The organism is Atopobium sp. oral taxon 810 str. F0209 (assembly GCF_000466405.1).
GTDB lineage: Bacteria > Actinomycetota > Coriobacteriia > Coriobacteriales > Atopobiaceae > Olegusella.
The window spans coordinates 1-14,282 of sequence record NZ_KE952948.1; the positions used below are offsets into that span (position 1 = coordinate 1).

At 48.8% G+C, this 14,282-nt stretch carries 11 protein-coding genes; all 11 read right to left on the bottom strand.

The genetic code is table 11. From position 1 onward, the window contains the following. Positions 1-201: 201 nt before the first annotated feature. The 11 genes from HMPREF9069_RS03815 to HMPREF9069_RS03865 all read right to left on the bottom strand — a co-directional run bounded on the left by HMPREF9069_RS03815 (position 202) and on the right by HMPREF9069_RS03865 (position 14,240). Positions 202-1,407 carry an ABC transporter ATP-binding protein gene (locus HMPREF9069_RS03815; RefSeq protein WP_021625836.1) on the bottom strand — a complete coding sequence of 402 codons (1,206 nt, stop codon included), beginning with the start codon at positions 1,405-1,407 and terminating at the stop codon, positions 202-204. Continuing rightward, entirely contained in the window at positions 1,395-2,903 is a 1,509-nt protein-coding gene (malQ, locus tag HMPREF9069_RS03820; RefSeq protein WP_021625837.1) for a 4-alpha-glucanotransferase, read from the bottom strand. Before malQ ends, HMPREF9069_RS03815 begins: the two co-directional genes overlap by 13 nt. A 2-nt stretch (positions 2,904-2,905) precedes the next feature. After that, positions 2,906-3,772, bottom strand: a complete 867-nt coding sequence (locus HMPREF9069_RS03825; protein WP_021625838.1) for a carbohydrate ABC transporter permease — start codon at positions 3,770-3,772, stop codon at positions 2,906-2,908. After that, positions 3,772-4,674 carry a carbohydrate ABC transporter permease gene (locus HMPREF9069_RS03830; RefSeq protein ID WP_021625839.1) on the bottom strand — a complete coding sequence of 301 codons (903 nt, stop codon included), beginning with the start codon at positions 4,672-4,674 and terminating at the stop codon, positions 3,772-3,774. The genes HMPREF9069_RS03825 and HMPREF9069_RS03830 overlap by 1 nt, the downstream gene beginning before the upstream one ends. Before the next feature lie 124 nt (positions 4,675-4,798). Then, positions 4,799-6,127 carry an ABC transporter substrate-binding protein gene (locus tag HMPREF9069_RS03835; protein WP_021625840.1) on the bottom strand — a complete coding sequence of 443 codons (1,329 nt, stop codon included), beginning with the start codon at positions 6,125-6,127 and terminating at the stop codon, positions 4,799-4,801. Positions 6,128-6,230: 103 nt separating this feature from the next. After that, a complete protein-coding gene (locus tag HMPREF9069_RS03840; RefSeq protein WP_051317777.1) occupies positions 6,231-7,253 on the bottom strand; it encodes a LacI family DNA-binding transcriptional regulator in 1,023 nt (340 codons plus the stop codon). Between the two features lie 167 nt (positions 7,254-7,420). After that, the gene (locus HMPREF9069_RS03845; protein ID WP_021625842.1) at positions 7,421-9,985 is read right to left on the bottom strand and encodes a heavy metal translocating P-type ATPase; all 2,565 of its coding nucleotides are present in this window, start codon (positions 9,983-9,985) and stop codon (positions 7,421-7,423) included. Positions 9,986-10,036: 51 nt separating this feature from the next. Then, on the bottom strand, positions 10,037-10,333 hold the full coding sequence (locus HMPREF9069_RS03850; RefSeq protein WP_021625843.1) for a metal-sensing transcriptional repressor: 297 nt from the start codon (positions 10,331-10,333) through the stop codon (positions 10,037-10,039). A gap of 100 nt (positions 10,334-10,433) precedes the next feature. After that, a complete protein-coding gene (locus tag HMPREF9069_RS03855; RefSeq protein ID WP_021625844.1) occupies positions 10,434-11,807 on the bottom strand; it encodes a DUF2130 domain-containing protein in 1,374 nt (457 codons plus the stop codon). 119 nt (positions 11,808-11,926) lie between these two features. Further along, on the bottom strand, positions 11,927-13,306 hold the full coding sequence (locus HMPREF9069_RS03860) for a S1C family serine protease (protein ID WP_021625845.1): 1,380 nt from the start codon (positions 13,304-13,306) through the stop codon (positions 11,927-11,929). 259 nt (positions 13,307-13,565) lie between these two features. Continuing rightward, a complete protein-coding gene (locus tag HMPREF9069_RS03865) occupies positions 13,566-14,240 on the bottom strand; it encodes a winged helix-turn-helix domain-containing protein (RefSeq protein WP_021625846.1) in 675 nt (224 codons plus the stop codon). Positions 14,241-14,282 lie beyond the last annotated feature (42 nt).

Here is a 14,282-nt window from a genome sequence, read left to right on the forward strand (position 1 = left end):
GTGAAGTAGAACGTGGCTTTTGGCAAGCAGAGCCTCACTAGGGGAAAGAATACGTGGCGTTTGGCAAGCAGGGCCATGCTGCATGAAACAGTTCGTGGCTTTTGACACAACACACGACACCAGATTGATGACCCGTCGCAAAAAACGGCAGCCCGCCAAAAGCGAGCTGCCGACAGAGGGAAGGCACGTAAAACCTAGAGCTTAAAACTCGAGGTTGTGCTCGTCTTCCTTGGAGAAGAGATGCACCGCATTGCCTGGGAAAGAGAAAGAAATCGTTGTCTCGGGAGCAAATGCCGTTAAACCTGACTTTGCTAGCTCGGTAGTCTGAACGATAACGATAACGTCTTGACCTTTGGCATTCAGATGCAGGTGAATCGATGAGCCCATCATCTCGGAGACCTCAACGCTACCATTGAGCGTATTGGCTGCGGGAGGCTCGCTGGTATCAAGTACCAAGTGCTCGGGACGCACGCCCAAGGTAATAGCCTGGCTCTGAACATCGTGGGCAAGCAGACGCTCCTGCTTGTCCGCGCTTGGCTCAACTACAACATCACCGATAACCACCGAGTAGCTATCTCCCTTGCGTACGAGCTCGGCATCAAAGTAGTTCATCTGAGGCACGCCAATGAAGCCTGCAACAAAGAGATTTGCGGGATGATCAAAGACTTCCTGAGGAGTGCCAACCTGCTGCACCACACCATCTTTCATGATGACAATGCTGTCACCCAAAGTCATAGCTTCGGTTTGATCGTGTGTGACATAGATAAAGGTGGTATCAATGCGCTGGCGCAACTTGATAATCTCTGCGCGCATCTGGTTGCGCAGCTTTGCATCAAGGTTGGAGAGCGGTTCGTCCATAAGCAGAACCTTGGGCTCACGAACAATAGCGCGACCGATAGCAACACGCTGACGTTGGCCACCAGACAGCGCCTTGGGTTTACGCTCGAGGTACTCAGTGATGCCTAAAATCTCTGCAGCTTCACGAACCTTGCGGTCAATCTCGCTTTTCTCAACCTTGCGAAGTTTAAGGGGAAAAGCGAGATTGTCATAAACGGTCATATGAGGATAAAGAGCATAGCTCTGGAAAACCATTGCGATGTCGCGATCCTTGGGCGCCACATCATTCATAAGCTTGCCGTCAATCAACAGCTCGCCACGGGTAATCTCCTCTAGGCCTGCAACCATACGCAAGGTAGTAGACTTGCCGCAGCCCGAAGGGCCAACAAGAACAACAAACTCGCGGTCAGCAATTTCGAGGTTGAAGTCCTCTACTGCCAAAACACCCTCATCGGTTACCTTGAGATTGTGCTTCTTCTTGGGGGCTTGAGCCTTTTTGCCAAACAAGCCCTTCTTTGCCTCGGTGTTGGGATACACCTTTTCGATATGACGTAGGCTTACTGTTGCCATGAGTGCTTCACACTCCTTTCGTACTGGGTGGTAAGGTCGGCAATTTGTGCCGCCAGACTACTGCTCAGCTGGCCAGGCACAAGTCGCCACTGCCAGTTGCCGCCGAGAATTCCCGGCGAATTGATACGAGAATCTGCACCGAGACCCAGATAATCCTGAATCTGTGCCATAAAAAGCTGTGCCTTGCTTGCCATACCTGCGCGTACAAAAGCCCAAGGAAGATCGGACTCATCCTTTATCTTGAGATACTCAGACGCCGCTGCCAAATCACTCGCTTGCACCTCTTGTGCCCATGCAGCAATAGGCGCGTTGTCATGAGAGCTCACATAGCACACACAGTTTTGGGGATAGTCTTCTGGCATAATGCCTGCACTATCCTGATCGCGTGAGTCAAAGGCAAATTGCATAATCTTCATCCCTGGAAGGGCAGATTGAACAAGCAATTCACGTACCTCAACTGTAAGGTAGCCCAAATCCTCAGCGATCAAGCCACAATCCCCAATGGCAGATTTAATGGCATTGACAAGACGGATACCAGGCCCTTTGACCCAGTGACCATCTTTGGTGGTCGTCGCACCATAGGGTACCGCCCAATAACTCTCGATACCGCGGAAGTGATCGATGCGAATTACGTCAAACAGACGAGCAGCACCAGCAGCACGGCGACGCCACCAGTCAAAACCATCAGCTTCCATTGCTTCATAATCGTACAAAGGGTTACCCCAAAGCTGACCTGTTGCTGAAAAATTATCAGGTGGTACACCTGCAACAAACGTGGGGACATTAAGTTCATCCAACTGGAAGTTTGCAGGCTCAGCCCAGACATCAGCAGAATCCATTGCCACATAAATTGGCATATCGCCAATGATGCCCACACCCCGTTTGTGTGCGTAGCGACGCAACTCCTCCCACTGCTGGAAGAAGAGATACTGCGTATACACAAAGAGGCGTACATCACTAGCGAGCTTTGTGCGATATGCTTCGCAAGCTTTGTTTTCATGCAGGCGAATAGCCTCATCGGGCCAATCGGTCCAAGCAACCATACCAAAGTGGCGCTTTACGGCCATAAACAGCGCATAGTCATCAAGCCAAGTGGCATTTTCCCGAGCAAAGCTAGCAATTTTTGCAGCATCACGCTGCCAGCCACGCTCGCAAGCCAAGGCTAAAAGCGATAGGCGATGCTCATAGAGCGCCTGGTAGTCAACACGTGCGGGGTCATTTCCCCACTCGACTGCCATAAGCTCTTTTGTCTCTAGAAGTCCATCTTGAACAAGCAAGTCAAGATCGATCAAGTAGTGATTACCTGCAAAAGTCGAAGGACTTTGGTAAGGCGAATCTCCATAGCTCGTAGGACCTACCGGCAGCAATTGCCACCAGCTCTGCTTTGCTGCAGCAAGAAAATCAATCCACTCGCGCGCAGCAGCGCCCAAGCTACCAATGCCATAAGGTGATGGTAGTGAGAACAGTGGAGCTATGATACCACTCGACCTCTCCATGACTAACCCTTCACAGCGCCAGCTGCGACGCCCTTGATGATGTGCTTCTGGCAGGCAAGATAGAAGGCAACAACAGGAATAATGGCAAGCAAAATCAAAGCCATCGTTGCACCTAGATCAACTGTGCCGTAACTACCCTTGAGATACTGAATATGAATAGGAATCGTACGATATTCATTGGTATCAAGTACCAAATATGGCAGGAGATAGTCGTTCCAAACCCACATAATCTCAAGGATACCTACAGAGATAAGGGTAGGTTTGAGCATGGGCAACACTACGAGGAAGAAGGTACGAACAGGTCCGCAACCATCAATTGCAGCAGCTTCTTCAATCTCAAGAGGAATTGCTTTAACAAAGCCCGAGAACATAAAGATGGCAAGACCTGCGCCAAAACCTAGGTAGATGATGGGAATGGTAAAGGGATTGTCCATGTGTAACACATAGGCAGTACGCGACAGGGTAAACATCACCATCTGGAAGGGCACTACCATCGAGAAGACACACAGATAGTAGACGATCTTGCAAAACAGCGAGTTCACGCGCTGAATATACCAAGCGGCCATCGAGCAGAACACCAAAATAAGCGCTACCGACAAAACGGTAATGATGACCGAATAGAGAGCAGAGCTTGCAAAGGGATAGTTACCAAAGGTCATACCTTTGATGAAGTTATCCCAACCAGCAAAGCTTTCTGCTGTAGGCAAAGCAAAGGTCTCGGTCTTAACGAAGGTATTCTTCTTGAATGAGTTGATAATCACGGCAACCATAGGCAGTACCCAAGCAATGCAGATGATTGCAAGTGTCACCGACAAGGTAGTCTTGGTACGACGCTCGGCAGCGAGAGTCTGTTCTTTTGTCTTTGCCATTACTGCTGCACCTCCCTTCTACGGGTGTAATAAAGCTGAGCCAATCCAAGTGCTGCAACCAGCACAAAGAAGATGACAGCCTTGGCCTGTGCAACACCGCGAGCAGCGGTTGCAGAGCCATAGAAGGTATTGAAGATGTTAAGTGCCAGCATCTCAGTCGTATTGATGGTGTTGCCATCAGGCTGGATGATGTAGGGCAAACCACCCGTAAGAGCAAGGTTCTGGTCAAAGAGCTTAAAGCCGTTGGTAAGCGACAAGAACATGCAGATGGTAATCGAGGGCATGACATTGGGAATTGTCACCTTAAAGAGAGTCTGCAACTTGGTTGCGCCGTCAATCTTGGCGGCCTCAAGCATATCCTCGGGCACAGCCTGCAAGCCAGCAATATAAATAATCATCATATAGCCAACCTGCTGCCAGCACATCAAGATGATAAGACCCCAAAAACCGTAGGTAGTATTAAGCAAGATTGATGTGTTGTAGGCGCGCAATATGCCATCAAAAATCATCGACCAGATATAACCCAAAACAATGCCACCAATGAGGTTGGGCATAAAGAAAACTGTACGGAAAAGATTGGATCCCTTGATGTTTTGGGTGAGTACATAGGCAACTGTAAAGGCCAACACATTGATAAGCACGAGACTTACCACTGCGGTAAGAGCTGTGTACCAGAAAGAGTGCTGGAAGCTTTCATCAGCCAAAGCCGTTGCAAAGTTTGAAAAGCCAACAAACTGAGCATTGGAAACAAGCCTAAAGCTACACAGCGACAAATACATGCCTTGGATAAAGGGCCCAATGAAGCCGATGCAAAATGCAGCAAACACTGGCAGGATAAAAAGCCATGCCCAATGACGTGTAGACCTGCGGATTGAATTTCCAGTCTTGAGCTTAGCAGCCATTCTCTCTCCTTTCTGCTTCTCGAAATGAATTCAATAAATACTGGAATTTGGGTAAAGAGCCGAGACGGGGTAATTTCATCCCATCCTGGCTCCACACTAAATCGCTAGTACGAGTTGCTAAAGCTTAGGCATTTGCCTTTGCGTACTGGGTTGCCCAGCCATCGACAAACGCAGTCTTGACTGCATCCCAGTTTGCATCGGTCTGATCGGCGCAGTAAGCGTTCATAGCCGAAACAAGAGCTTTACGGTAGTCATCAACGTTGGGCTGATAGCTGGTAACCCAGTCCATGACATAGTTGCCCTTCTCGGTGTAAGCAGCAGCAGCGTTGAGATAGCCGTTGGTAGACTTTGCAGCGTTCTGGAACGGCATAATGCCGAGCTGCTCGACGAGCTGAGCAGAAGCATCAGCATCGGTAACCAGCCAGACCATGAAGTCCTGGGTTGCCTTCTGCTGCTCTTCGGAGGAGTTGGTGTTGACAGCCCAGCGGTTCTCGGTGCCGCAGTTGAGACCAGCCTTCTCCTCGCCCTCAACGCCGCAATAATACGGAATCATCGTGGTGTTCTTCTGAGCCTCTGCATAGGTGGCATACTGCCAGCTGCCCTGAACATCGAAGGCCGCCTTGCCATCGATGAACTCCTGGCCGTTGGAGTAGGAGGTATCGGTTGAAAGGGTCTTGGGGTCAACGGTGCAGTTGTTGATGCACAGGTCAAAGAGCATCTTGTAATTGGGCAGGAACTCACCGGTGATGGTCTTGGGGCACTCATCCCACTTCTTGCCAGCCTTCTTCTCCTCGTAAAAGTACTCGAGGTTTGCCATATGGCCGGTGAAGCGCCAAGAGCTGTCGTCAGTCATATCGCATGCGGTGAATGCGTCAAATCCAAGTTCGTCCTTGCGCTTGTGAATGTCCTCGACGACCTTCTTGAGACCCTCAAAGTTGGTGATCTCGTCCATGCTGTGGCCAGCCTTCTCCACGAGGTCCTTGTTGGCGATGATGCCGTAGCACTCGTAGCAGTAGCCCTGAGAGACCATCTTGCCGTCAGCGTCAAAGAGATCGTAGGTATCGTCGATCTCTTCTTTCTGGATGTCGGTGCCCTTGAGGTCGATAGCATAGCCGCCCCAAGATTTAACACCCGCAGAGTTGCCAATAACAAAGAGGGTGGGAGCCTTCTCTGCCTTGTCCATATCAGCGGTCAGGGTCTGCTCATAGGTACCAGCAGCCGCAGTCTTGACCTTGACATTGATGCCCTTGTCCTTGCTGTACTGCTTAGCAAGCTTCTGGAGGAGCTCATCAATCTCGGGTTTGAAGTTGAGCCAATAAACGGTAGCGCCGCCCTCGTCTGCGGAGGAACCAGCACCACCCTTGCCACCCTTGCCGCCGCAAGCGGCGAGAGTCGTTGCTGCAACAAGACCTGCAGTACCCAAGAAAGTCTTACGTGTCATTCCCTTGCTCATACCAAATCCTTTCCCTCTGTTTATATTTCCCGCATCTTGCGATGCGTTCGTGCCCTACATAAGTTTGTGCCCTACATAACGAGCCGTACCTACTTTGTTGCATCTACGAAGCAACTGGAGCGATGGTGCCTCCCTTCCGCAGATGTGTCTCCACGCGGATGTGCCGCGTAGAATCCTCCTTATTGAGCATCGAGAGCAGCGTATCGACTGCAAGCTCTCCCAGCTCTATCTGGGGTTGTACCAAGGTGGTTAATGTAGGAATTGCAAAGTACGACAGCTCAATTCCGTCGATTGCAATAAGCGAAAAATCCCGAGGGACTATCAAGCCTTCATCATGAAGACCTTTAAGCGCAGCAATTCCCAGTGAATCGGCTACCGCAAAAAGAGCTGTTACTTCAGGATGATTTTGAATGAGTGTACGAGTTCCCGAATAGGCTGCCTCAAGAGAAAAATCCAAAGCACAAACAACAAGATTTTCATCTATCGTCAGTCCTGCTTCGCGCAGAGCTCGACAATATCCGCGATAGCGAAGCTCGGAAATGGAGTGATCATCTGTAGCCGAGAGAAGCACTGCTATATGCTTGTGACCCAGTTCAATAAGTTTATTTGTTGCCTGAAAAGCAGTTGCTTCGTCGTCAATAGCAACCGAGGAATAGCAACTTTCATCAAGGCTGCCAAATTGATTGGCATGAGTACAACAACAAATGACTGGAACACCAATAGAAGCAATGTCTTCGGGGTTATAGTCAAAACGACCGCCAAGCAAAATAACACCGCGCAGACGCTTAGACTGAGCAAGCGCTGCCGCTGCCGCAACCTCATCAGAGTCAAACTCAATTTGATCAATGACCATGGTGTACCCAGCGCGATCAATACACTGCCCAATGGTGCGTACGATGGGAGCATAAAAAGTATTTTCTGCACCACGAATCACTAGACCGAGGTGTTTTACTTGGGTTTGTACAAGATCACGAGCGCTGATATTGGGTACATAGTGAAGCTCGCACACAGCATCCATAACCTTGGCTCGAGTTTCTGCACTCACATCGGGATGACCATTGATTGTGCGGGAGACTGTACTCACTGCAACGCCGCTCAAGGCTGCAACGTCTTTGATAGTGGCCAAGGTCTCCCCCTTTCGGCTCATCTGTGCAAGGCTTGCTTTGTCTTGCCAATGGAAACGTTTCTGGTAACGTTTCCAACTACTTTTATACTATCTTGTAGACATAAAAAAGGGGCACTAAAGTGCCCCAGATTCTAGGCGAGCGGTTAGTTTTGGTCGGCAAACGTCTCTTACGCGATGTTTGCCTTATACCCCGCCTCTTCAACTGCCTTGACAAGTGCACTATCGCGAACAAGCAGGCCCGCGTCAAGATCAGCTGTACCCTGCTCCAAATTGACGGTGACATTCTTGACACCTTTCACGTCCTCAAGCGCTTGAGTAACATGAGCGACGCAATGTTGGCACATCATGCCCTCGACCTTGAGTTGTTTGTGAGACATTTCTTCCTCGCCTTCTGTCAGTACAGACTGACTCTCTTGAACAACGACGGTATGTTGACTGCTAAATTTAGGCTTCTTTGGCTTCCACAAGCGCAAAAGCAAGGCATTGCTTACTACAAAGACGCTGGAGGCGCCCATGGCTGCAGCGCCAATCATCGGATTAATTTGGATGCCCCAAGGTACAAGCACGCCCGCCGCAATAGGAATGCAAAGCGCATTGTAAAAGAGCGCCCAAAAAAGACCTAACTTGATTTTTTTGAGCGTTGCCTGCGACAACTCAATAGAAGTTGCTACATCATTGGGGTCGGAGCGCATCAATACAATGTCTGCCGACTCAATGGCGACATCGGTACCAGCACCAATAGCAATGCCAATATCTGCGCGAGCAAGTGCGGGCGCATCGTTAATACCGTCACCTACCATAGCAACTGTACGACCAGCCTTTTGTAGTTCGCGAACTTTTTGCTCTTTTTCCTGCGGGAGCACGCCTGCAACAACCTCATCAACACCAACTACCCCAGCTACTGCTGTTGCAGTGGTCAACTGATCACCAGTAAGCAGCAAGGTTTTGATACCCATGCCACGCAGACGGTTTATTGCCTCGGCGCTACTAGGCTTGATGGGATCAGCAACAGCAAGCATACCAAGAGCTCGCGTACCCTCCGCAAAAAAGATCGGAGTTTTAGCCTGAGCTGCAGCAGTCTCAGCAGGGCCAAGCAGAGCTCCCAACTCGACGCCCTTTGCCTCCATCAGACGACGATTCCCCGCAAAAACCTGCTGCTCTTCCAAAATTCCTGTCAGTCCGCCACCATCAATTTGCTGAAATTTCTGCACAACAGCAGATTGTCTGTCTTGAACATGATGGGCTTCTGCCCAGCTCATGACGGCGCGTGCCAAAGGATGTTCGCTTTTTTGTTCAAGCGCATGAGCAAGCTTTGCAAGTTCATCTTCACTGATGTTAGCTGCCACTACAACGTCGGTAACCTCAGGTGCTCCTGCCGTGATAGTACCCGTCTTGTCCATCACAACCATATCTACATTGCAAGCACCCTCAAGGGCCTCAGCACTCTTGATAAGGATGCCATGTGCTGCTCCCCTACCAGTGCCCACCATAACAGCAGTTGGAGTGGCAAGACCTAAAGCACAGGGACAAGAAATCACCAGTACCGATACCGCATGAGTAAGCGCTACTGAAAGCCCCGCACCCAAAAGCAACCAAACAATCAGTACTATCAAAGCAATGCCAGTAACTACAGGTACAAATACACCGGCAATCTTGTCCGCCATGCGCTCAATAGGAGCTTTAGAGCTGGTAGCTTCATCGACCAAGCGAATAATGGCAGAAAGTGTCGTATCATCTCCGACTGCCCGAGCCTCAACTGTCATCCAACCCGAGGTACTCGTCGTGGCAGCGCTCACCTTTGAACCCACCGTTTTTTCTGCAGGAATAGGCTCGCCCGTGATTGCAGATTCATCTACCAAAGCAGAACCTTCAATTACCACACCATCTACCGGCAAAGACTCGCCAGCACGCACGATAACTCGCTCACCTAGGTGCACTTCCTCGGCAGGAACCTGCTGCTCTTCTCCGTCACGCATAACATTTGCCGTTTTGGGGGCAAGATTCATCAGCGAAGCGATCGCATCAGTAGTGTGACCCTTTGCTCGGGCTTCAAAGTACTTACCCAAGGTAATCAGGGTCAAAATCATACCAGCAGAGTCAAAATACAAATCATGCGAAGCCGCCATCGCCTGGGTAAAATCGCCACCACCAAGCGACCAAGCCATACGCAGAGTCGCGGCAAGCGCGTAAATTACTGACGAGGCAGAGCCAATAGCAATCAAACTATCCATGTTGGGCGATAGATGCCCTAAGGTGCGGAAACCAACCACAAAGTAATTACGATTAACCAAAAGGATAGGCACCAACAAAAGCAGCTCAACAAGCGCCCTTACCATTATTCCTTGTTGACCCACAAAAAATAACAATTGAGGCCATCCAAACATGGGACCCATTGCAATATAGAAAAGCGGCAATTCAAATATTACGGAGATAATGAGCTGGTGAAGCTTTTGTTCTTGAGTCTTGCGCGCAATCTCTCCGGGCGCAAAAACAGCAGTATCCTTTTTACTTACATCTGAGCGTTGCCTACGCAGAGCACCATAGCCTGCTTTTTCCACGGCTGCCACAACCGCCTGGACTGTTGCAGGCGAGCCATCATAATCTAGGGTCATCGAATTTTTAAGTAGGTTCACATCTGCAGCACCAACACCTGGCACAGCAGATGCGGCTTTTCCCACACGAGCAGAACAAGCAGCACAAGTCATGCCAACAATATCAAGAGTTTCTTTCATGTCTTTCCCCAAAATCCAGCCTCACATCCTCGGCTGGGATATCAACAGTTTTTAAGCGCCAAATTTCTTGAGTAGGGCCATAACCTCATCAAGCACTTCGGTGTTGCCCGCCTGAACCTGCTCGACTACACAGGTTTCTAGATGCTCTTTGAGTACTATGCGACTCACTGCTTTGACTGCACTCTCCACAGCAGCAAGCTGCGTTAGCACATCACCGCAGTAGCGATTGTCATCAATCATGGTTTTTACACCATCGAGCTGACCAATCGCGCGATTGATACGACGAGTAACATCAACTATGAGTTCATCCGAGCGAGGCGTCTGCTTATATGCACAATGCTCTGCCATCCGAATCCCTCCTCCTATATGTTGCAGTTGAAGGCAGTATACCCCTAGGGGGTATATCTAAATCAGCAGGCTGCTCTGTGTGGAGAAAAAGGCAAATCCTCTACTCCTCAAGCTGGCGGAACTTTTCCTGCATGGTGGGATTGCCCCAAGTAAGCTTACGGATAGTAAGACCTTGCGCTTTGTCATTAGCAAGTCGTAGTTGATTTTCGGAGGTTAAGAGGTTTTCTTTAACTTTTTGCAGATGTGAGATTGTCTTATCAATTTCCTCGATAGCCGTGTCAAAGCGCTTTGACGCTGCAGCAAAATTTTTGGAAAAACCATCCTGGAAATTCTGCATCTTTTCTTCGAAATGCGTCACATCGATATTTTGCTGACGAATCTCAGCCAATTCACGGCGAGCATCAGCTGCCGATAAAGCAGCATTGCGTAAAAATGAAATTAACGGAATAAAGAACTGTGGACGGATGACATACATCTTAGGGTAGCGATAGGACACATCCACAATGCCTTGATTGTAGAGTTCGCTTTCAGGTTCAAGCAGACTGACAAGCACAGCATACTCACAGCCCTTACGACGCCGATCGGCATCCAATTTGGCAAAAAAATGCTCATTAGTCTTTTGATTGCGCGTGTCCGAATTTGTAGACTCATTTTTCATCTCAAACATGATGGAGAGCAATTCAACCCCATCATCAGCCTCTTCGCGAAAGATGAAATCCCCCTTTGTACCCTCGGAAGCATCGTTATCTTTCTCAAAATATGCATGAGGAAACGCTGTCATACGAATCTTGTTGAATTCGTTTTGGCAGTGCTGCTCTAAAGACTCTCCTACGAGCTTGACCGAAAGCTTAGACTTCATATCTTTAAGCTGTGAAATCTCTTCTTCGCGAAGTTTGATGAGGGCATCGCGACCAGCAAGCTGCTCAGACATCTGCATCTGTAAGGTATTAACACTACGTTCTGCTTCACTTTTTGCCAGCGCAAGTTGAGAGGTCAGCTCATCTCGCTCCTTTTGGGCTTGAGCATGCATCTTGGTAAGTGCAAGTTCGTTTTGTGCCTGAAGTGTATCTTTTTGGGAGGCAAGCTGAGCTGTCAGTTGAGCAATACGAGTATCGCGCTCGGCTAGCTGAGTTTGTACCTGCTGGATAGTTTGGGTCTCAGCAAGACGTACTGCTTGATCGCGGGTATCTTGAGCAGCCTTAATTTGAGCTTTGAGTTCTGCTAGCTGAGCATCACGCTGAGCAATCTCATGAGCAGCAATTTGCTTGTCTTTAGCTGCATCAGCCAAGAGCTGATCGCGAAGTTTTGCGAGCTCGAGCTGCTGAGACTTTTGACTATCAGATCGCAGCAAATTCTCGCGCGCCTCAAGCTCATGTTTGAATTCCTTGTCTCGCACTTGTGCCACAATTTGAGCGTAACCACTTTCATCAACAGTGAAATGCGTACCACAGTTGGGACAAACGATATCGCTCATGAGCTTTCCTTCCGCTAGCTTTGCTTAACGCTTATCTTCTCACAAGCACCGGACAGCAAAAAGGCTGTCAACATATGACAGCCTTTAGGTACTTCTTTACACAAACAAAATGAATAGGTCTACTCGCCAAAGCCTTCAAAAGGATTGTTGCCTTGAGAATTTTGATTGTTCTGCTGGTTGTTTCTCATGAGTTGCTGTTGGCTCTGTAGTTCCTCATCGTTGCCTAGCGTCACCGTAAAGCTCTTTTCTGCGCCATCACGATTGACGGTAACCTTGACTTTATCGCCCTCGGCATGGCTACGAATGCTCAAAATCACGCCATCAGCGGAGCTAATCTTGTCATCATCAATTGCAGTAATGATGTCACCCTTCTTGATACCAGCCTTTGCGGCGGGGCCATCCTTGTCAACTTGTGCCACATAAGCGCCCTCGTCAACAGAGAGACCGCTGGAATTTTGAGAGTTAACTGTCAGCATCGATACGCCAATATAGGCATGAGTAACCTTTTCGCCAGCAATAATTTTCTTGGCAATATTTACAGCGTAATTTCCTGGAATCGAAAAACCAATGCCCGAGAAGTCACCGCTTGAGGACTCTACCAGTGTATTGATACCTACAAGCTCCCCCTTATCATTAACTAAGGCGCCGCCGGAATTTCCTTGATTGATAGCAGCGTCAATCTGAATAAGGTTGGCGTAAACCGTGGTACCCGAAGAAGAAGGCAATAAGGTTGAGCGGTACAAAGCCGAAACAATGCCCGTCGAAACAGACTGGTTGAGACCGAAGGGGCTGCCAATGGTCATAACCCAGTCACCAACAACCAACTTATCGGAGTCGGCAACATTGATTGGAGTTACGCTAGCGCCCTTGAGATCAACTTTGATCACAGCAATGTCAGAGGAGCTATCTGAGCCTACAACCTCGGCATTGTAAGTTTTGCCCTCAATATCAACGGTAAGCGACTGAGCATTTTCAACTACATGATAATTGGTGATGATATTGCCTTTTTTGTCCAAAATAACGCCAGAGCCCAGAGCTTCCCCACCTGTAGTTTTGACACTGATGGACACAACGGAAGGCAAACACTTGGTAGCTACTGCCTCCGCAATCGAAGCATTCTCACTGTTGGCATTGATAGTTATTTTGTTGCTTGAACCAGCAGTTGTAGTAACAACTTTTGAGCCAAGAACTCCTGTACCAAGAAGTATCGCCGTTAATGCACCAGCACCTACTACACCACCAAGTACGCCCTGCAGAAAATGCTTAGCTCCATTGTGTTTTTTCTTATTGGCATTTTGCACTGTGGGCGCAGGCGTAGGCTGATCACCCACAGGACCATTTGCGCCACCATAGTTTTGTGTGGGCTGTGGCTGTACTGCCGTAGGCTGCGCCACGGGGTTTACACGCGTCGGCTGTTCAGAGACAGGATTACTTACCGTCGGCTGCTCAGGGGTAGGATTCTGCTTATCAAAGATGGGCTGCTCATCAAATTCACTCATCGTCGCTCCTTTGCTTCGGCATTGCTTGTATGCCAAGCCTCAAATATAAGAAAAATTTACCCTTAATGAAAGTTCTCATACCCAATAAGCACTAAGAGTACATTTAGCCAAAAAAACAGTGCGGCACGATAATTCTCAAATTAAATTCTGCTACTTTATTAAATACATGTCGCATCGTGCTTTTTCGGCGCACATAAAGTTGTAGCTAGGCATCAACCTAGCTACAAAGACTTTAGGTATAAATTTTTGGATCTACAGCTTAAATCTTGAAAAGATAGCCGACGCCACGTACGGTCACAATATGAGCTGCAATCTGAGGACCTACCTTGGAACGAACGCGTCGGATATGAACATCAACCGTACGAGTGCCACCGCAATACTCAAAGCCCCACACGCGGTGAAGCAGAGCTTCGCGCGAATAAGCACGTGACGGGTGTGTAGCCAAGAAGGACAACAGCGAGTACTCCATTAGTGTTAAGTCAACGCTCTTCTCATTAATATAGACCTGATACGTAGCCAAGTTAATCGTCATATTGTCAACAGAAATGATGTCATCTGGAGCGTTTTCCTCACCAGGCCACAGCAGCAGAGAACAACGCACCTCAAACTCAGCATCACTGGCAGTAGAGCAAATAAAGTCATTGTGACCCTGAACGGGCAAATGGAATTTGCTGAGCTTGTGCTCGTCCATAATAAAAAGACGAGGAATGAGGCCGTTGTCGGCCACGTAGCTATCAACGCTGGTGAGCGTTTCATTTTCCATATCTTCGGGATCAATAATTACCAGAGAAAACTCATGACCCGAAGAAATTGCCTGCGAAAACGTAGCAGGCGTGGCTAGTGCAACCGAAACGTCAAGCTTATGCGTAAGCTCGCTCATTCTTGCATGATAGCGATCAGACTTCGCAATGAGCAAGATATTCTTGTGATGCATGTGCTTGCTCCCCGTACTCTTTTGCTAAGACAGTGCCAAAGG